General features: G+C 35.0%; 13 protein-coding genes and 3 riboswitches. Of the genes, 10 read left to right on the top strand and 3 right to left on the bottom strand.

Annotated features, from left to right (window positions below; genetic code table 11):
- Positions 1-4: 4 nt before the first annotated feature.
- The 3 genes from arcC to MKY90_RS02145 all read left to right on the top strand — a co-directional run bounded on the left by arcC (position 5) and on the right by MKY90_RS02145 (position 2,699).
- Positions 5-967: a carbamate kinase gene (gene arcC, locus MKY90_RS02135; RefSeq protein WP_002186827.1), complete on the top strand. Its 963-nt coding sequence runs from the start codon at positions 5-7 to the stop codon at positions 965-967.
- 201 nt (positions 968-1,168) lie between these two features.
- Positions 1,169-1,858: a Crp/Fnr family transcriptional regulator gene (locus MKY90_RS02140; protein ID WP_001081909.1), complete on the top strand. Its 690-nt coding sequence runs from the start codon at positions 1,169-1,171 to the stop codon at positions 1,856-1,858.
- Positions 1,859-2,015: 157 nt separating this feature from the next.
- Entirely contained in the window at positions 2,016-2,699 is a 684-nt protein-coding gene (locus MKY90_RS02145; protein WP_098167866.1) for an ABC transporter permease, read from the top strand.
- A 122-nt stretch (positions 2,700-2,821) separates the two neighbouring features.
- Here MKY90_RS02145 and MKY90_RS02150 read toward each other — a convergent pair whose 3' ends face one another.
- On the bottom strand, positions 2,822-4,156 hold the full coding sequence (locus tag MKY90_RS02150) for an FAD-binding oxidoreductase (RefSeq protein WP_002124960.1): 1,335 nt from the start codon (positions 4,154-4,156) through the stop codon (positions 2,822-2,824).
- Positions 4,157-4,531: 375 nt separating this feature from the next.
- Between MKY90_RS02150 and MKY90_RS02155 the strand changes: the two genes are divergently transcribed.
- The 4 genes from MKY90_RS02155 (at position 4,532) to MKY90_RS02170 (ending at position 12,123) form a co-directional block, all read left to right on the top strand.
- Positions 4,532-6,196, top strand: coding sequence for a glycoside hydrolase family 13 protein (locus MKY90_RS02155; protein ID WP_341090194.1), 1,665 nt, complete (start codon positions 4,532-4,534; stop codon positions 6,194-6,196).
- Between the two features lie 212 nt (positions 6,197-6,408).
- Positions 6,409-8,046, top strand: a complete 1,638-nt coding sequence (locus MKY90_RS02160) for a PTS transporter subunit IIBC (RefSeq protein WP_061688653.1) — start codon at positions 6,409-6,411, stop codon at positions 8,044-8,046.
- A 4-nt stretch (positions 8,047-8,050) separates the two neighbouring features.
- Positions 8,051-8,842 carry an endonuclease/exonuclease/phosphatase family protein gene (locus tag MKY90_RS02165; protein WP_002169267.1) on the top strand — a complete coding sequence of 264 codons (792 nt, stop codon included), beginning with the start codon at positions 8,051-8,053 and terminating at the stop codon, positions 8,840-8,842.
- A gap of 305 nt (positions 8,843-9,147) precedes the next feature.
- Entirely contained in the window at positions 9,148-12,123 is a 2,976-nt protein-coding gene (locus tag MKY90_RS02170; RefSeq protein WP_098167865.1) for a YhgE/Pip domain-containing protein, read from the top strand.
- Positions 12,124-12,164: 41 nt separating this feature from the next.
- Here the strand turns inward: MKY90_RS02170 and topB are convergent, their stop codons facing one another.
- Positions 12,165-14,354 carry a DNA topoisomerase III gene (gene topB / locus MKY90_RS02175; protein ID WP_002124971.1) on the bottom strand — a complete coding sequence of 730 codons (2,190 nt, stop codon included), beginning with the start codon at positions 14,352-14,354 and terminating at the stop codon, positions 12,165-12,167.
- A 228-nt stretch (positions 14,355-14,582) separates the two neighbouring features.
- A riboswitch (TPP riboswitch) is annotated at positions 14,583-14,692 on the top strand.
- 72 nt (positions 14,693-14,764) lie between these two features.
- Here topB and thiM point away from each other — a divergent pair.
- Positions 14,765-15,574 carry a hydroxyethylthiazole kinase gene (gene thiM, locus MKY90_RS02180; protein WP_002091241.1) on the top strand — a complete coding sequence of 270 codons (810 nt, stop codon included), beginning with the start codon at positions 14,765-14,767 and terminating at the stop codon, positions 15,572-15,574.
- 13 nt (positions 15,575-15,587) lie between these two features.
- Positions 15,588-16,247, top strand: a complete 660-nt coding sequence (gene thiE, locus MKY90_RS02185) for a thiamine phosphate synthase (RefSeq protein WP_341090198.1) — start codon at positions 15,588-15,590, stop codon at positions 16,245-16,247.
- Between the two features lie 131 nt (positions 16,248-16,378).
- Here thiE and MKY90_RS02190 read toward each other — a convergent pair whose 3' ends face one another.
- A complete protein-coding gene (locus tag MKY90_RS02190) occupies positions 16,379-17,692 on the bottom strand; it encodes an anaerobic C4-dicarboxylate transporter family protein (RefSeq protein WP_002029556.1) in 1,314 nt (437 codons plus the stop codon).
- A 282-nt stretch (positions 17,693-17,974) separates the two neighbouring features.
- A riboswitch (cyclic di-GMP riboswitch) is annotated at positions 17,975-18,059 on the top strand.
- A gap of 142 nt (positions 18,060-18,201) precedes the next feature.
- Here MKY90_RS02190 and MKY90_RS02195 point away from each other — a divergent pair.
- Complete coding sequence (locus tag MKY90_RS02195) at positions 18,202-19,941, top strand: methyl-accepting chemotaxis protein (protein WP_016121405.1); 1,740 nt, start codon at positions 18,202-18,204, stop codon at positions 19,939-19,941.
- 61 nt (positions 19,942-20,002) lie between these two features.
- Positions 20,003-20,104: riboswitch (TPP riboswitch) on the top strand.
- Positions 20,105-20,183: the final 79 nt, after the last annotated feature.

Genomic DNA, 20,183 nt, shown 5'->3' on the forward strand with positions numbered 1-20,183 from the left:
AAATATGGGACGAAGAAAAATTGTAGTTGCACTAGGGGGAAATGCGATACAGTCTGGAAAAGCTACTGCAGGGGCACAGCAAGAAGCGCTGGAAAAAACAGCAGAACAACTTGTGAAAATAATGGAAAATGATGTAGATATAGTAATTGCGCATGGAAATGGCCCACAAGTGGGAAATATTTTATTACAGCAAAAAGCTGCAGAAACGGAAAAGACACCTGCAATGCCATTAGATACTTGTGGTGCAATGAGCCAAGGGATGATTGGATATTGGATGGAAAATGCGATTGAAAAGGCATTGAAAAAACGGAATATAAAAAAAGACGTAGCAACGGTTATAACACGCGTTGTCGTGGATGAAAAAGATGAGGCATTTAAAAATCCAACTAAACCAATTGGTCCTTTTTATACAGAAGAAGAGGCCAGAAGATTAATGGAAGAAACAAAAGCAGTGTTTAAAGAAGATGCTGGCAGAGGGTGGAGACGTGTTGTTCCATCACCGAAGCCTGTAAGTATTCATGAGCATAAAGTAATTAATTCTTTAGTTGAGGATGGAAATATAGTGATAGCTGTTGGTGGTGGTGGAATTCCAGTAATTGATTCCGAAGAAGGGTTAAAAGGAACTGAAGCGGTTATTGATAAAGATTTCGCTGCGCAGAAATTAGCTGAATTAGTAGATGCCGATACGCTTGTAATTTTAACTGCAGTTGATCATGTGTATGTAAATTATAATCAACTGAATCAAAAGAAATTAGAGCATGTCACAGTGAATCAATTAGAAGAATACATTGAAGAAAAACAATTTGCTGCGGGAAGTATGCTTCCAAAAATTGAAGCTGCTATTAATTTTGTTAATACAAATCCAAAAAGAAAAACAATTATTACGTCTTTAGAAAAAGTATATGAAGCACTAGAAGAAAAAGCTGGTACTATTATTTCTAAACAGAATGTATGCATGTATGTTTAAATAATTATGTACGCTATTTATTAGTAAAAAAAGAATGGAGTTAGTAACTTCATTCTTTTTATTTATTAATATTTTTTGTACTCATTGTTCATAAAGTTTTCATGATGAAATCCGAATATACAAGTTAATTATGATAAAATTTAATTTGAATACGCTTTCTTGGTTTTTCGCTCCAACATACAGCAAGAGAGAGGGAATTTTATGAATAGACGGAACGTAGTAAAAGATTTAAAGCAATTTGAATTATTTGCTCATTTAACAGAAAAGAAATTGAAAGGTTTGACTGAGTTTGTCTATTGGCGAACTTATAAAAAGGGTCAATTTTTATTTTTAGAAGGGGATTCAAGAGAAAGAATTTACTTCATGTTAGATGGTTTTGTAAAGTTAGAGCGGGTAAATCAAAGTGGAAATTTATTATATGATGACTATGTAAAGCGGTATTCTATTTTTCCTTATGGTGGTATGTTTACAGACAGAGGATATAACTATACGGCAGAAGCGATGACAGACGTAGAAGTATATTATATTCCGACAGTAATTTTCGAAGATATGGTGAAATCTAGTAGGACACAATTAATGTACGTTGTTCAGCAACTATCATCGATATTAAAATTAAACGAAAATCGAGTACAAAATATTACAATTCCTAATGCACAAGATCGGGTCATTCAAACATTAAATTATTTAATGCAGGATTTAGGAGAACAGAGTGGCGAAACAATTGTAATTTCATGCCCACTTACAACAATTGAAATATCAAAAATATCTGGTACGTCTCGAGAGACGGTTAGCGGCGTATTAAAACAATTAAAAAATGATAGTATTGTTACAATTCTGGATAAAAAAATTACAATACATAACCCAACATATTTTGAGGAGATCTCTATGTGAAAATTGCATATTGATTTTCTAATTCATATTGTATATTAATAAGGTTCTTTATATATTTATAAGGAACTTTTTTACGTTATCCTCTATAAAATGATTGTATAGTATGGTAATAATAGCTAAAATCGATAATAAAAAAGCAAAGGGAAGGGGAGAAGGAATGGTTCGAATTGAGTATGATCGATTAGTAGCTATTTGTTACAGTATAGGGGTTTTGTTATTATTAAAAATTCCAAACGATAATGAATTAATTGGGGAAAAACTATTCAATTTCTATAAGATTCCGGTATATACATATACTTATATGGATTATAAAGTTTCAAATATATTAATTGTTTCTTTCGTACTACATGTAATCGCATTTATATTATTTGTAAAATGGCTAGTAAAAAAGAAATCTAGTACATTTAGAACAATGAATAAGATAAAAGTAGTAGGCATTAGTATTTTGATTTTAATGATGCCGTTTATTCTAAATAGCATCCTCCATACATTGAATAAAACATGGTACTACGCAGGAAAAACAGGGGTAGAGGCGATAGAATATAAAAAAGAAGATAGTCAGTGTAGAATGGAGAAAAATGGAGAGGATATCGAACAAAAGTGCATTGTGACTTTAAAAAATTATCGTAATCATTCACAGGCATTAAAAGTTGTTTTATATGATAATGTAAACGAGAATTCAAAAGGTTATCCAGTACCGAAACCAGTCTATTTACAAAAACATGAGACAAAGCAATTCGAATTTCAAATTCCTGTTGCTTATAATAGCGGTATTGAAAAAGATAAAGTACCAAACATTAAATTACATTCATTGCATAAAAATGATGAGAAATACAATTAATCCGTAATTGAAAGTTTATGAGTAGGAGCAATAATTTGAAACGATATAGAAAATCAACTTGAATCATCCAACATGCTGTGAGGTAACGGCATATTGGATGATTTTTTATTTTATCCCCTTTTTTACGTATGAAAGGGTGGAATACTTTGTTGAAAACGAAAAACATTACAAGGATCATATGCTGTCTTCACTTTACGCAACCTTTGAAAATTAGAGCCATAATAACTAGTTTGCCAATTTTTTATGTCGATATCGGGCCAATTGACATAGTCTCCCAGTGTGTAAGGATCTAAGCTTTCCCGTAAATCTTTAACCCAGCGTATATTTCGGTTTTCTTCATCGTTGCATTTCCAAGAAGTAATATATTCTTGAGCAATAATTGCCTTGCGGTGGAAATAAGCTGTTTCATTAGGCGAAATGTTTTCTACAGCACCTACGAGTGATTGGTGCCAAATACTCGCATCTTTATTTGGTGCATGAGAAAGAAAATATTGTAAGATTTGAATACCTTTAAGAGGGATAGGTTTATATACGTAGGAACCAGAGCGTTTGAATTTTTCAGGAATATTGCCGCTATTAAAGAATTGAACAGCCTTTATATACGGGACTTCATCTATAAAGAGAGAAGGATTACCAGTTTCAAGAAGAGGAGATAATAGAGGATAGAGTTCAGAAGGAGAGCCGACAAATTCACCTTTCACCTCGATTTTATTTCGTTGTTTAGAGAATAATTCAATTGATGAAGTGAGACGTTCATCTATATAAGGTGCCCAGTTTTGCCAAGCTTGAAATGCAGCAATAAAGTCTTTCCATTCCCATGTAAGTGAGAAAATTGATACGTTTTTAATAGGGTGGACTCGAAAGGTTAAGGAAGTAATAATCCCGAAATTTCCACCGCCACCGCCACGGCATGCCCAAAATAGGTTAGGGTTTTCTTGTTCATTTGCACGAATGATTTTTGCACCAAATTTCCCGCACGCTTGTACCATTTCGACTTCTACTAATTGATCACATGTTAGTCCAAATAAGCGTGAAAGCATGCCAATGCCACCGCCGAGTGTTAACCCCACAATTCCGACACTTGCACTTGTGCCAGCTGGTATTGTAACACCATATTTCCAAAGTTCTTTATACACAGTGCCAAGATTTGCACCCGCTTCAATTGTTGCTGTTAATTTTCCTGTACTAACCGTAATTTGCTTCATTTCACTCACATCAATAATAAGCCCGCCATTTAAAAGAGAGAAATTTTCGTAGCTATGTCGTCCACTTCTTAAGCGAAATGGTATATGACGCTCACGTGCCCATTTTAAGGCGTTACACACATCATTTTTATTTTGACAAAAAACAATAATACAAGGGAATTTTGGAATGCTTAAATTTAAATTTATTCGGGCTATGTCATACCTAGGATCCGAGGGAACGACGATACGACCAGTTAATTTTGTTTGTTTCAATTTATATCTCCTTTCTGAAATAATATGAGCTTGTATTAGTATATGAAGAGTGTATTTAACACGCATGGACGAGAAGAAGAGAAGGGTTAGATTTATCCCGTTATTTGCGAGCAGTAAGACAATCCGGCTGAAACAAAGAAGATAGGGCTGCTCGTAAAAGCTCGATTGGTAAGGGCTAATAATCAGCGGGGAATGGACATCTCCTTAACGATTAAAGTTTCACTTTATCTTTGTGAGGAATAAATAAGGCATAAGAATAAGGAAACTACATAGAGTTCAATGAAAACAGTTGCAAACTATTCATATTTTGTTATGATAGTGTTACGAAAACGTTTGCATAAAAAAACCGATGGGATGCAAAAGGAGAGAATTAGTATGAATAAGACATGGTGGAAAGAAGCTGTCGCTTATCAAATTTATCCACGTAGCTTTATGGATTCAAATGGTGATGGTATTGGAGATTTACAGGGGATTATTGCAAAGCTGGATTATTTAAAAGATTTAGGTATAGATGTAATTTGGATTTGTCCAATGTATAAATCACCTAATGACGATAATGGTTATGATATTAGTGACTATCAAGATATTATGGATGAATTTGGTACGATGGAAGATTTTGATATGCTACTAGATGAAGTTCATAAGCGTGACATGAAGCTTATTATTGATTTAGTTATTAATCATACAAGTGATGAACATCCATGGTTTATTGAATCAAGTTCTTCTAAAGACAATCCGAAGCGTGATTGGTATATTTGGCAGGATGGTAAAGACGGCGCGGAACCAAACAATTGGGAAAGTATCTTTAATGGTTCTGCATGGGAATATGATGAAGTGACAGAGCAATATTATTTACATTTATTCTCGCGTAAACAACCAGATTTGAACTGGGAGAATAAAGAAGTTCGTGAAGTTTTATATGATACTGTTAATTGGTGGCTTGATAAAGGTATTGATGGTTTCCGCGTCGATGCGATTAGTCATATAAAAAAAGAAGATGGCCTCAAGGATATGCCAAACCCAAAAGGGTTAAAGTATGTGCCTTCTTTTGACAAACATATGAATGTAAATGGTATTCAGCCATTACTAGAAGAATTAAAAGAAAACACATTTGCTAAATACGATATTATGACTGTTGGAGAAGCAAATGGTGTGAAAGTTGAAGATGCTGATCTTTGGGTTGGAGAAGAGAATGGTAAATTCAATATGGTATTCCAATTTGAGCATTTAAGCTTATGGGATGCAGAAAAGAAGAAAGATCTTGATGTTGTTGAGTTGAAAAAAGTATTAACAAAGTGGCAAAAAGGTTTAGAAAATAAGGGATGGAATGCTTTATACATTGAAAATCATGATAAGCCACGTATTGTGTCTACTTGGGGAAATGATAAAGAATATTGGCGTGAAAGTGCAACGGCTTTAGGTGCGATGTATTTCTTTATGCACGGCACACCGTTTATTTATCAAGGACAAGAAATTGGTATGACAAATGTTCAGTTCCCAAATATTGAAGATTACGATGATGTAGCAGTTAAAAATTTATATCGTGAGAAAATTGCAGAAGGAGTATCGCATCAAGATATGATGGAAATTATATGGGCTTCTTGCCGCGATAATTCACGTACACCTATGCAGTGGAACGATGAGATGAATGCTGGTTTTACAACAAATGCACCTTGGTTTGGCATGAATCCAAATTACAAAGAAATTAATGTTGAAAAGCAAAAAAATGAAGAGAAGTCTATTTTCAATTTCTATAAGAAAATGATTGCCTTGAAAAAAGAGCACGATGTACTGAACTACGGTACGTATGATTTACTTTTAGAAGACGATCCACAAATTTATGCATATACACGTACGTTACAGGATGAAAAAGTCATTGTAATTAGTAATATCTCAAAAGAGGAAGTTGTGTATAATGAGCCTTTATTCGCACTAGAACGCAAACGTTTGCTTTTAAATAACTATGAAGTTGCGGAAGATGAAAAAGTAACTACAATCACGTTAAAACCTTATGAAACAAGGGTTTATCGCATTTTATAATAAAAAAGGATGCTCCTTGAGCATCTTTTTTTATGAAAAAAAATAAATTTCTATTGCAATGTGAAAACGCTTTTATTAAAATAGATTTATGAAAACGGTTGCGTAACAAAAAGGAAAAGAGAAAAAGGGATATAAGGAATCGTTTTCATAAGAGGAACAGAAATTATAATTTAAATCATTATGTTGTTATAAATAAAGGGGAGGAAGAACAGATGAAAATTACGTCTTTTGATTTTTGGCAAAAGTTCGGGAAAGCATTATTAGTTGTTGTAGCTGTAATGCCAGCAGCTGGTTTAATGATTTCCATCGGTAAGCTAATTGGGATGTCTGCTGGGGATATTAACGCAGTTCATACAATTGCTCGTGTAATGGAAGACATCGGTTGGGCAATTATTACAAACTTACACATTTTATTCGCAGTAGCAATTGGGGGATCTTGGGCGAAGGATCGCGCAGGTGGTGCATTTGCAGCACTATTAGCATTCGTTTTAACAAACAGAATTACAGGAGCTATATTTGGCGTAAACGCTCAAATGTTAACGGATTCAAAAGCGACAGTTTCTTCATTTTTAGCAGGAGATTTACTTGTAAAAGATTACTTTACTTCTGTACTTGGTGCACCAGCATTAAACATGGGAGTTTTCGTAGGGATTATCACAGGTTTCTTAGGAGCTACTTTATATAACAAATACTACAATTATAATAAACTGCCACAGGCATTAGCATTCTTTAATGGAAAACGATTCGTACCATTCGTTGTAATTGTTTGGTCTACAGTCACTGCGATTGTATTATCACTTGTATGGCCATTTATCCAAAGTGGATTAAATGAATTTGGTCGCTGGATTGCAGCATCTAAAGATAGTGCACCAGTTATTGCACCGTTTGTATATGGAACGTTAGAACGTTTATTATTACCATTTGGATTACATCATATGTTAACAATTCCGATGAACTACACAGAGCTAGGCGGAACATATACGATGTTAACTGGCTCAAAGGTTGGACAAATTGTAGCGGGACAAGATCCGTTATGGCTTGCATGGATTACAGATTTAAATAACTTATTAGCAAATGGAGATACGAAAGCATATAACGATTTATTAAATAACGTTGTACCAGCTCGTTTCAAAGCTGGACAAGTTATCGGCTCAACGGCAGCGTTAATGGGGATTGCGTTTGCGATGTTCCGTAATGTTGATAAAGAAAAACGTGCAAAATATAAACCAATGTTCTTATCAGCTGCATTAGCAGTATTCTTAACAGGTGTAACAGAACCAATTGAATTCATGTTCATGTTTATTGCACCAGTATTATATGTTGTGTATGCAATTACAACAGGACTTGCATTCGCATTAGCGGATTTAATTAATTTACGTGTTCATGCATTTGGATTTATTGAGTTAATTACACGTACACCAATGATGATCAATGCAGGTTTAACGAGAGATTTAATCAACTTTGTCATTGTTTCATTAGTGTTCTTCGGCCTTAACTTTACGTTATTCAACTTCTTAATTAAAAAATTCAATTTACCAACGCCAGGGCGTGCAGGAAACTATATTGATAATGAAGATGAGTCAACAGAAGGAACAGGAAATGTACAAGATGGTTCATTAGCAACAAAAGTTATTGATTTATTGGGCGGAAAAGATAATATTGCTGACGTAGATGCTTGTATGACACGTTTACGTGTAACAGTAAAAGATTTAGATGCCGTTGCACCAGAAGCAAAATGGAAACAAAATGGTGCTTTAGGACTTATTGTAAAAGATAAAGGTGTACAAGCAGTATATGGCCCGAAAGCTGACGTATTAAAGTCAGATATTCAAGATATGTTAGGTGCGTAATAATATGAAATTGCTAACTTTAAATTGTCACTCTTGGCAAGAAGAGAATCAAATTGAAAAAATAAAGTATCTTGCTAAAGCAATTCAAGAAGAAGATTATGATGTGATCGCATTGCAAGAAGTAAGTCAGTCTATACAAGCTGAAAATGTATGCGGTAACAAGAAAAAAGATAATTTTGGACTTTTACTGCTAGAAGAGTTAAGAGCATTAAATGTAAAAGAATACAATATTATTTGGGATTTCTCTCATATTGGATATGATGTGTACGAAGAAGGATTAGCAATTATAACAAAGCACAACATTGTAAAGGAAGATACGTTCTTTGTCTCAGAAAATAAGGATACAACGTATTGGAAAACACGCAAAATTGTAAGTGCAACAATTGCTTATAATGATAAGAATATAACGTTTTATTCTTGCCATCTCGGTTGGTGGAATGATGAAGAAGAATCATTCAAAGACCAAGTTGATCGTTTAATGGAGCGTGTAAATAGCAATGAACTTTCCTTCTTAATGGGTGATTTTAATAACAATGCTCGTTTGGAAGGAGAGGGTTATGAGTATATGATGCAAAAAGGTTTATATGACACATATGAACTAGCGATAGAGAAGGATGAAGGAACAACTGTCCAAGGAGAGATTGCTGGTTGGGATGAAAATAAACAAAACTTACGAATCGACCTAATATTAAGCAATCAAAGTAAAACAGTTAATTCTTCAAAAGTCATTTTTAATGGAACAAATCGAAATGTAATTTCTGACCATTTCGGTGTGGAAGTACAATTAGATATATAATAGAAGAAATCCTCACAGATAATGAAAAGCTGTGAGGATTTTTTGATAAATACAAGTATTCCCAAGAGAAAATACTTGTATTTTTTATGACATTTCCTATATATTTGTTATTATTGAATGTAAAACTAATTTGGTCATTTTGTATGCATACTTTTTTTACTTCGTTATATAATGAAGTAAGTGAAATATTTAATGGGAAAAATAGTATGTTTTCGTTTAATCCACGATGTAGAAAGTGATATAATTGCAAAATGTATGTATCATTTTCCAAAGAAAGAAAAATATATAATTAGGTGATTGCTTATATGAAACAGATTTGGCGTATTTATAAGACAGATTTACGGAATGTAGCCAAACATTGGGCTGCAATTGTTATTGTTTTAGGGTTAATGATTTTACCATCGTTATATGCATGGTTTAACATTAAAGCTTCTTGGGATCCTTACGGAAATACGAAAGGAATCCAAATTGCAGTTTCTAACCAAGATGTTGGATCAAATTTAAGAGGGAAAGATATTAACATCGGGGAAGAAATTGTAGATTCACTTAAGAAGGACAAAAATTTCGGGTGGAAGTTTGTTGATGAAAAGCAAGCAATTTATGGAGTAGAGCGTGGAGATTATTCCGCAAGTATTACTATTCCAAAAGATTTTTCTGAAAAGATTGCAACGGTCTTGAATGAAAATCCACAGAAACCAGAACTTGATTACTATGTAAATGAAAAAGTAAATGCGATTGCACCGAAAATTACAGCTAAAGGTGCATCGGGTCTTACAGAAGAGGTTAGTAAAAACTTTGTTAAAACAGCAAACGGTGAGATTTTTGAAATCTTCAATGACCTTGGAATCGATTTAGAAACTAACTTACCAAGCATCGAGAAAGTAAAAGATCTTGTATTTAAGTTAGAAGCACAGTTCCCAGAAATGAATACACTTGTGGATAAGGCATTAGATGATGCGACTCGGGCAGAAGATGTTGTGAAAGTAGCACAAAAAGAGTTGCCAGTTGTAGAAAGTGTTATGAATGATGGGCAGGAAGCGTTAGGGAATTTAGATAAATTCTTTGCGAGAAATGATGAAACCTTGAAACGTGCACCTGGAACAATTAAGAATAATTTAATTGTAATGCAACAAGGTTTAGATAGTGCGGCAGCAATTACTGATTTCTTAAAAAATCCATCATTTGATTCTAATCTGACACTTCCAGATCCGGCTAAATTCCCAGTGTTGCCTAATATAACTATTCCGCAAGTACCACAAATACCAGAAATTCCAGCGTTACCGCAAGTGAATGGTGAGGGGTATAAAAATATTGCTAAAAATATTGATCAAACTGTAAATAATGTTTTTAGTTCGATACGTGTCGGAACAACTTATGCACAAGGTGTTATAAACGGGTTGCAAAATGGTAATTTGGATCCGGAAAAAGCGAAACAAGATCTTAATAAGGTTTCTGAGACGCTGCAAGGTCGAGCAGATAGTGTTTCATATTTAATTGATGTCTTTACTAAATTTAAAGAGTCTGCATCAACTGATTTTGGAAAAGAATTCTTCCAAAAGAGAATAGAAAAATTAACAAACCTTAAATCAGCTATTGAAAATGCAAATGGTGGCGTTAAAGATATTGCCAATATTATTGGTACAGGGCAAGAAGTGAAACAAGATGTAAGAGACGCTACTAATAAAAAATTAGATGCAATAAATAACTTGGTAAATCAAGCAGAAGCAGATTATAATGCTACGTTTGTAGCAGATTTCGAAAAAGCAGTAAGCACAGCTGAGCAATTGAAAAACAAAGCTGAAAATGTAAAAGAAGATGCTCAGCAGTTAAGAGGGAATTTAAATCAAGATATAAAAGCAGCAAATGATTTAGTAAACCAAACAAATGAAGCATTAGACAATGGTAGAGAAAAATATGATAAGGCTGTAAATGATTACAGCAGATTAAAAACGGAGCTTGAAAAAGCAAGAGAAGACTTAAGTAACAAAGGTGTTAATGGATTAGATTCTACAAAAGTAGCCTTAAATGATTTAAATGGACAGTTCAAAGCAGGATGGAATTTAGTTAATGATATGATTCCGGTTATGGAAAGTACAAATAAAGTTTTGGGCGATGTGAATAGTGATAAAAATCTTAATGGCACAATTGCTAAGTTAAATAAAGCAAAAGATGGTTTGCAAAAAGGAATCGATTTAACTGATAAAGGAATTGACGCTATTAATAAAGGTCAAAAACCAGCAGCAGATGTTATTGAAAGTATTAATCAAGTGTCTAAAAATGTTTCGGGCCAAATTGGTGACATTTTAGCTAAATATGACTCAGAAATCACTCCAAATTTCAATGCAGCAATTGCTCGTACAAAAGAGATGTCTAAAAATACATCTCAAATTTTAGGCGAGGCAGATAAGAAGCTTCCAGATGTGAAAAAATTACTTGAAGATTCATCAAAAGGCTTAGTAGATGGTCAAAAGAAAATTGCAGATATTAAAGCTGAAATGCCAGCTACTGAGAAAAAGATTAAAGAATTAGCAGATAAAATTCGTGATTTTGAATCTGAAGAGGATATAAAAGACATCATACGCTTATTAAAGAATGATGTTGAAAAGCAAAGTGACTACTTTGCAAATCCAGTAAATTTAAAAGAGAATAAATTATTTGCAATGCCGAACTACGGTTCAGCAATGTCACCATTCTATACAGTGCTTGCATTATGGGTAGGCGCATTATTAATGGTTTCATTATTAACCGTAGAAGTACACGAAGAGGGCGCGAATTATAAGAGCCATGAAGTTTACTTCGGACGTTTATTAACATTCTTAACGATAGGTCTTTCACAAGCGTTTATCGTATCAATGGGAGATATATTCTTACTCGGTACGTACGTAGTCGATAAGTTCTGGTTTGTGTTATTTAGTTTATTTATTGGGGGAGTATTTGTTTGTATCGTGTACTCACTCGTTTCTATTTTCGGAAACGTTGGGAAATCGATGGCGATTATTTTACTTGTACTACAAGTAGCAGGATCGGGGGGTACGTTCCCAATTCAAATGACACCACCATTCTTCCAAGCGATTTATCCATTCTTGCCATTCACATATGCTATTAGTGCAATTCGTGAAACAGTAGGTGGAATGCTTTGGGATATAGTAACTAGAGATTTACTTGTGTTAAGTGCTTTCGTAGTAATCATGGTTGTGGCTGCATTATTACTGAAAACACCAATTAACAAATCAAGTGAAAAGTTTGTTGAGAACGCAAAAGGAAGTAAAATTATTCATTAAAAATAAAAGGTTCCTACCGATAGTGGTAGGAACCTTTTTGTTTAATCAAATTTTAATTTCTTTAATGCTTCTGCGAATGGATTGTTTAATGGTTCTTCCTCTTTGTTCTGTTGTTTCATATATTTTTGGACATCACGTTTATCAGCTTTGCTGCCGGATTCTTTTTTACGTCTCTCTTGGAATGTAGAAAGTTTCTCACGATAGCCACATTTACATGCGAAAATTTGGCCCGCTCCTTCACCACGAAGTTCTAGTTTCTTTTTACACTGAGGACAGCGTGCGTTTGTAGTGCGGGATACATTTTTACGGTGACCACATTCGCGATCTTGGCATACAAGCATTTTACCTTTTTTACCGTTTACTTCTAACATTGGTTTACCACAGTCTGGACAAGACTTCGTTGAAATGTTGTCATGTTTATATTTTTTATCACTCGATTTAATTTCAGCAACAATTTCTTTCGTATAGTTCTTCATTTCTGAAATGAATACTTCTTTCTTTAATTTTCCTTTAGCGATAGCTTCTAACTTTTGCTCCCATTCACCAGTTAGTGTAGGAGATTTCAGTTCTTCTGGCACTAAATCAAGTAACTGACGGCCTTTTGAAGTAATATGAATATCTTTACCACGTTTTTCAAGCAAGAACGAATTGAATAACTTGTCGATAATATCAGCTCGTGTAGCTACAGTACCTAATCCACCAGTTGACTTTAACGTGTCAGCAAGTTGTTTGTTTTGCGTATCCATGTATTTTGTTGGGTTTTCCATCGCTGAAAGTAATGTTGCTTCATTAAAACGTGCAGGTGCTTTCGTTTGACCTGATGTTTGGACAATTAGTTTTATGTTTAATGTATCGCCTTTTTCGATGCGAGGTAAGATTTGTTCTTTTACATCATCGCTTGCATCATCATCTTCAAATCGATTTTCATAAACCTCTTTCCAACCAGCATGTAAAATCGTTTTTCCGCGTGCGATGAACGTTTCGTCACCAATTTTCGTGCGCAATGTTAGTTGTTCATATTCAAAGGCCGGGAATAAAACAGCTAAGAAACGTTTTACAACTAAGTCATAAATTTTACGTTCTTTATCTGTGAAAGCTGAGAAGTTTACATAGCTCTCTGTTGGAATAATTGCGTGATGATCACTTACTTTACTATCATCAACAAATGATTTATTAGATTTTACAGGTTTCTGCAATACTTTATGTGCTAAAGGACGGTATTCTCCAACTCCGCAAGCCTTCAGACGCTCTGGAAGTGTTCCGACAATATCAGATGAAATATAGCGTGAATCTGTACGAGGGTACGTTAAAACTTTATGCTGTTCATATAATTTTTGCATAATGTTTAATGTTTCTTTCGCAGAGTAACCAAATATTTTATTCGCATCACGTTGTAGTTCAGTTAAATCGTAAAGACCAGGAGCGAACGATTTCTTTTGTTTTTTATCAATGTCTACAACAGTAGCATTTTGTTTACTAATTTTGTTCACGATTGCATCAGTTTTTTCTTTATTAAAGCTACGGCTATTTCCTTTTGTATCTTGCCAGGTTAGCTTTAATCTCTCAGCTGTTTGAGCTTCGATACCATAGTAAGTTTGAGCTTTGAAATGTTTGATTTCATCTTCACGGCTTGCAATCATGGCTACAGTAGGTGTTTGAACACGACCACAATTTAGTTGGGCATTAAAGCGAGTAGTTAATGCTCGAGTCGCATTAAGTCCGATATACCAGTCAGCCTCTGAACGTGCGACAGCTGAAGCGTATAGATTGTCATATGCTTTTCCTGGTTTTAAATTTGCGAAGCCATCTTTAATTGCTTTATCGGTAACAGATGAAATCCATAGACGTTTAATCGGTTTCTGCATTTTAACTTTATCGATAATCCAGCGTGCGACCAACTCGCCCTCACGACCGGCGTCAGTAGCTATAATGATTTCATTTACATCTTTTCTAAGAAGCTGACTTTTTACAGCGTTAAACTGTTTCCCTGTTTGTTTAATAACGGTTAGTTTTAAACGCTCCGGTAGCATTGGTAAATCTTCTAAATTCCACTGTTTATATTTCACATCATAGCTTTCTGGATCAGCTAATGTAACGAGATGACCTAAAGCCCAAGTAACAATATATTTACTACCTTCAAGATAGCCGTTCCCTTTTTTATCACATTTCAGTACACGTGCGATATCACGTGCAACAGAAGGTTTTTCAGCAATTACAATACTTTTTGCCATATTTAAAAACATCCTTTCAAATTTCCATACGTTAAATATAGCATACATCTTTGTTCTATTCAGTCTTGCTGACGGTTTGAGTTATTTGTGGTGAAATATACGTGTGAGAGTTTTACTTATATAAAGGCGAAGAATGGTTGAACCAGGAGAGTTCTGATCTCTATCATTCTATAAAAGTAAAGAACTTGTTATTTTACTAGAATAAGAGTAGACTTTGAAGTAGATGAATAATAAACACATGGGAGTTTGTGGATGCAAACTGAGAGTATGACTAGTCCGTCATTGACCATTTGAACCTGTTGGATAATGCCAGCGTAGGGAGAGTGTAAAAGCACATGTTCAGGCACTTTGCGTACGCGCAAAGTGCCTTTTTGTGTATCTCCCATTACTATAGTTAGGAGATGAAAAGGATGAATATGAAAGAAATTAGTAAAGTAGTGGATTTGGTGAGAGAGTCTAATCCACTCGTGCATAATATTACAAATGTTGTTGTAACAAATTTTACAGCAAACGGTTTGTTAGCATTAGGAGCATCACCTGTAATGGCGTATGCAAAAGAAGAAGTAGCAGAAATGGCTAGCATTGCGGGAGCCCTTGTTTTAAATATGGGTACACTTCGTCCTGAAGAGGTAGAAGCGATGTTACTTGCTGGTAAATCAGCAAATAAGAATGATGTACCAGTATTGTTTGATCCAGTTGGGGCAGGAGCAACTTCTTATCGAACAGAAGTTGCGAGATATATTCCAGCTGAAATCGATTTAGCTGTTATCCGCGGAAATGCGGCTGAAATAGCTAACGTTATTAATGAGAAATGGGAAATTAAAGGTGTAGATGCTGGTACTGGAAACGGTAATGTTGTAAATATTGCAAAACAGGCAGCGGATGAATTAAATACAGTTGCGATAATTACTGGACAAGAAGATGTTGTTACAGATGGAGAGCGAACTATTCTTATTCGAAATGGCCATCCTATTTTAACGAAAGTTACTGGAACAGGTTGTTTACTAACTTCTGTAATAGGAGCATTTGTAGCGGTAGAAAAGGATTATGTAAAGGCAGCAGTAGCCGCATTAACATTCTATGGAGTAGCAGCAGAAGTAGCGGCTTCGAAAACAGTAGAGAATGGACCAGGAAGCTTTCAAATTGAATTTTTAAATCAGTTAGCGAATACAACTTCAGATGATATTGAGAAGTATGGAAAGATTGAGGTTATACAGTAAGGAGAGGAACTAGATGTCGCGCATTACAATGGATGAAATGTCTAGGTTATTACCAGTATATTTTATTATGGGAAGTAACAATTGTACGAAGGAGCCACTACAAGTATTGAGAGATGCACTAGAAGGTGGTATAACAATTTTTCAACTTCGTGAAAAGGGAGAAGGGGCTTTAATGGGAGAGAAGCGTATTGATTTTGCGAAAGAACTACAAGCGATTTGCAAGGAGTACGGTGTACCATTCATCGTAAATGATGATGTGGAACTAGCCCTCGAGTTAGATGCAGATGGCGTGCATGTTGGACAAGATGATGAAGGAATTACTTCTGTTCGTGAAAAAATGGGTGATAAAATTGTTGGTGTATCTACACATACAATTGAAGAAGCACGCTGGGCGATTGAAAATGGAGCTGATTATTTAGGAGTTGGTCCAATTTTCCCGACGAGTACGAAAAAAGATACAAAAGCGGTTCAAGGAACGGAAGGTCTAAAGTATTTTAGGGAACAAGAGATTACAATACCGATCGTTGGGATTGGTGGGATTACAATTGAAAATACAGCTTCTGTTATAGAAGCGGGTGCGGATGGTGTTTCAGTTATTTCAGCGATTAGCTTAGCGGAATCTGCGTATGAAGGTACGAAGAAATTAGTTGAGGAAGTAAATAAGAGTTTGTAGAGTCGCAAAATGAGTTGTTTCGTTTATCCTGCTATTTGTGGGAGTCTTACGCCGGTAAAAGCCCGATTGGTGCGGGCTAATAATCAGTGGGGGAAGAACAAAACCCCCCACTGATTAAAGTTTCACTTTATTTAAAACATAATTGAAATTAAGAGCATTCCAATTCCGATAGAAGTAAAGGTTGCGATCAGGCCCGGAATCATAAAGCTATGATTTAAAACATATTTACCAATTCCTGTTGTACCAGTACGGTCAAAGTTAATTGCAGCAACGATTGTCCCGTAGTTTGGAATGAAGAAATATCCATTTACTGCAGGGAACATCGCAATAAGTAATGCCGGCGGAATACCAAGTGATAGTCCGAGTGGCACTAAAGCACGAACTGTTGCTGCTTGGCTATACAGTAAAATAGATAGAATGAATAGTGCAATAGCAAATAGCCATGGTGCACTTGTCACTAAGTGTTGAATTGATCCTTGAATTATATTTAAGTTTCCGTTGAAGAAAGTATCTCCCATCCAAGCGATACCAAAAATAGCAACAACTGCTGTTGCGCCTGCTTTAAAGACGTTACCAGTTACAATGCTTTCCACATTTGGTTTACAGAAAATAATAATGAGAGCAGCAATGGTTAACATGACCATTTCAATTGTGTTTGGCATGGAAAGACGAGCTAACTTCCCGTCAACCATCCATCCCGGACGAAGGGCTTCAAATGAACCAAGAAGTACGACAAGGAAAGTTCCTACTAGGAAAAGGATAACTGATAATTTAGCGCCTTTTACACCCGCAAATTCTTTTTTCTCTTCAAGTTTAGGGATCATTCCCTCTTTTAATCGCTTCAAGTATTCAGGGTCTTCATTTAATTCTTTTCCCATTTTACTAGCAACGAATGCAGCTACCATACAAGCAATAAAAGTAGAAGGGATACTGACTTTTAAAATATCTAACAAGGTGATTTTATAGTCGGCTAACATTGCTAAAAGTGCAACTGTTGCAGCCGATATTGGACTAGCTGTAATTGCCTGCTGGGAAGCGATAACGGCAATTGACATTGGTCGTTCAGGTCTAATTCCTGATTCGCGAGATACTTCGGCGATAACGGGAAGTACAGAATAAGCGACATGACCAGTTCCCGCGCATAGCGTGAATAAATAAGTAACAATAGGAGCAAAAAATGTAATACGCTTTGGATTTTTTCGTAATGCTTTCTCAGCAAGGTAGACAAGGTAATCCATTCCTCCAGCAGCTTGCAAAGCACCGGCAGCTGTAATTACTGCTAAAATCATAAGCATTACATCAATAGGAGGAGCTGTAGGTTGTAAGTGGAAGACGAAAACAAGTATTGCCATACCAACGCCACCCATTACTCCTAGACCAACTCCGCCTAAGCGTGCACCAATAAAAATGCAGAGTAGTAACGTAAGAAATTGTAGCCAAAACATGATAAACTACCTCCGAAATTCGTAAGTTAAGATATATTCGAATAATTTAATTTGAAAGAAAATTAAATTAATATCCAGAATAACCCTTGTGTTGTATACGTTTTTTATTATATAACACAAGAAATGTAACATTCACGAACTTTGTTAAATTATTTCGAAAAAATAATACATTAAAACTTTATATTTAAATCTCTAAATAAGTGGACATTTTAATTTTTATGTTGTAATCTTTGAAAGAGAATATTTAAATTCTCATAGAACTCCCATATCGTTCAACTCGTTCAGCGAGAAAGGCAAACTGATGGAAACATGAGGGCGCAAAACTACAGGGGCTAAGGTCAAATGACTATGCTAGCCAGTTACCGGACGGATAGGGTTGGTTTTGACCAATGCTTTTTCATTGGTCTTTTTTTTATTTGTAAACAAATGAGAATTGTTATCATTTATTGATGAGGTTTATATTTTAATAGTTTTACTTTATACTAAGTTAATTTAGAAAGGTGATGTTAATGGGAAAGTATTGGCACAAGCTATCATTTCTTCAAAAAAATGTATTGTTAACTGTATTAGTTATTTTGACGCTTGTTGGTAGTATGGGGGCGTTAAGTTTTAACATGTTTCAAAATAGTATGATGTCTATATTTGAAAGGCATTCTTTTGAAACAGGAGATACGGTATTACATAAATTAGACGCAGAAATAGTGAGAGATGTTGCAAAAGATCCAACGGCAGAAAGAGAAAAGAGAGAGAAGTTAACAGAGAAATTAGATGAATCAACGGAAGAATTGAACAGTGTTGGACAAACGTATATTGTTGGAGCAAAAGAAAATGAAAAAGGTGAGTTACAAATCGTCGACTTGTCTACAGACTTAGCAAATGTTGTTGAAGTAAAGCCAGGGGACTATTATAAACAACCAGATCTTTGGATGAAAGCATATGATAAGGTAATGAGCACGAAAAAAGCAAACATGACAGTAGTATATGAAGACGCATTAGGATCATGGGTAACGATATTAGAGCCAATTAAAGATGGAGAAGATAATATTGTGGCAATTGTTGCAGCCGATGTAGATGCCTCTATTGTTCCTATTACAAAGGGAAAATTCATTATACAAGGTTTAATGTTTATTTGTATTTCTGTTTTAATTGCAACTGTTATTCAATTCTTAATCGTACGTAACGCACTTGCTCCATTGCGGGATTTACGTGAAGGGTTGCGCAAAGTCGGTGAAGGTGATTTAAGTATTAAATTAGAGGAAAGACCAGATGATATTGGTATTATTAATGCGTATTTTAATAATACCATCGAGAAGTTTAAAGGAATTATAGATAAAGTGAAGCAGACAGCAGAACAGGTTTCCTCATCTTCAAAAGAATTGTCAGTGAGTACGAAAGAGAATAGCATGGCAGTTCAAGAAATCGTAAGTTCTATGGTTGAGTTAAGAGCTGGCGCCCAGTCACAAGAAACTTCAGTACCACAGTATTTAGGTATTGTATATGAAATGGAAGATAAGATGGAAGAGATAACGAATGCTGCAAAACAAATGGCGAAAGAGTCTGAAGGTATAGAGCATCATTCAGGAAAAGGAAATGGTGTTATTAAACAGGCGATTAATCAAATGAACATAATACAAAATGCAGTACAAGATTTATCTTCTATTATTTATTCTTTGGAAGCAAGATCAAAAGAAATTAGTGATATTGTAACTGAAATTACAGGTATTTCAAATCAAACTAATTCGCTAGCTTTACATGCTACTATTGAAGCTTCACGTGCTGAGGAAACTGGAGAGGGATTTGCCGTTGTTGCTGATGAAGTGCGTAAATTAGCAGAGCAGACGGAAGCATCAGCAAAAGATATAGCAAAATTAATTGGGGAAACACAAGCTGGAACGGAAGAAGCTGTTGTTTCAATGCAAAAAGCTTCAAAAGAAGTAGAATCAGGAATTAAACTTGTTGAAAGTAGTGGTGCTTTCTTTGAAAAAATTTCGAAATCAGCACAAACTGTTACCAATCAAGTTAGAGCTGTTTCTAGCAATTCAAGTGATATATTGCAAAATAGCCAAAATATTGTTCGTGTTGTAAATGAACTATCACTTATCGCAAATAAGTATGCGAATAGTAGTAGTAATGTTCAAGAAAGTATGAAAGAACAGGAAATGTCTGTACAAGATATTGCTGAATTAGCTAGTTCTTTAAGTTGGCTTTCACAGGAGTTACAAGAGTTAATTGGGGAATTCAAAAGTTAAATGAAGTGATTATGCATGCTTTTGTTTGTTCAATAAAATAAATCATGCTACAATGAAAACGAATTAAGAACCGGGGAGCCAATTGGCTGAGAGGATGTAAGTATACATCGACCCTCAACCTGATCTGGATAATGCCAGCGTAGGGAGTTACTTTAAAGTGATGTAGCATAAGTTATTATAGAATAACTTGTATACAAGGCTTTCCTACATGGTAGGAAAGCCTTTTCTTTTTTTGAAACCAT

This window comes from Bacillus sp. FSL P2-0099, assembly GCF_038007445.1.
Classification (GTDB): Bacteria; Bacillota; Bacilli; order Bacillales; family Bacillaceae_G; genus Bacillus_A; species Bacillus_A mycoides.

What these genes read in the sequence shown, in the direction of transcription:
- topB (WP_002124971.1), bottom strand. Translation starts at nt 14,354, where the DNA reads ATGGCAAAAAGTATTGTAATTGCTGAAAAACCTTCTGTTGCACGTGAT.
- thiE (WP_341090198.1), top strand. Translation starts at nt 15,588, where the DNA reads ATGTCGCGCATTACAATGGATGAAATGTCTAGGTTATTACCAGTATAT.
- MKY90_RS02140 (WP_001081909.1), top strand. Translation starts at nt 1,169, where the DNA reads ATGAATAGACGGAACGTAGTAAAAGATTTAAAGCAATTTGAATTATTT.
- MKY90_RS02195 (WP_016121405.1), top strand. Translation starts at nt 18,202, where the DNA reads ATGGGAAAGTATTGGCACAAGCTATCATTTCTTCAAAAAAATGTATTG.
- thiM (WP_002091241.1), top strand. Translation starts at nt 14,765, where the DNA reads ATGAATATGAAAGAAATTAGTAAAGTAGTGGATTTGGTGAGAGAGTCT.
- arcC (WP_002186827.1), top strand. Translation starts at nt 5, where the DNA reads ATGGGACGAAGAAAAATTGTAGTTGCACTAGGGGGAAATGCGATACAG.
- MKY90_RS02160 (WP_061688653.1), top strand. Translation starts at nt 6,409, where the DNA reads ATGAAAATTACGTCTTTTGATTTTTGGCAAAAGTTCGGGAAAGCATTA.
- MKY90_RS02165 (WP_002169267.1), top strand. Translation starts at nt 8,051, where the DNA reads ATGAAATTGCTAACTTTAAATTGTCACTCTTGGCAAGAAGAGAATCAA.
- MKY90_RS02190 (WP_002029556.1), bottom strand. Translation starts at nt 17,692, where the DNA reads ATGTTTTGGCTACAATTTCTTACGTTACTACTCTGCATTTTTATTGGT.
- MKY90_RS02145 (WP_098167866.1), top strand. Translation starts at nt 2,016, where the DNA reads ATGGTTCGAATTGAGTATGATCGATTAGTAGCTATTTGTTACAGTATA.
- MKY90_RS02170 (WP_098167865.1), top strand. Translation starts at nt 9,148, where the DNA reads ATGAAACAGATTTGGCGTATTTATAAGACAGATTTACGGAATGTAGCC.
- MKY90_RS02155 (WP_341090194.1), top strand. Translation starts at nt 4,532, where the DNA reads ATGAATAAGACATGGTGGAAAGAAGCTGTCGCTTATCAAATTTATCCA.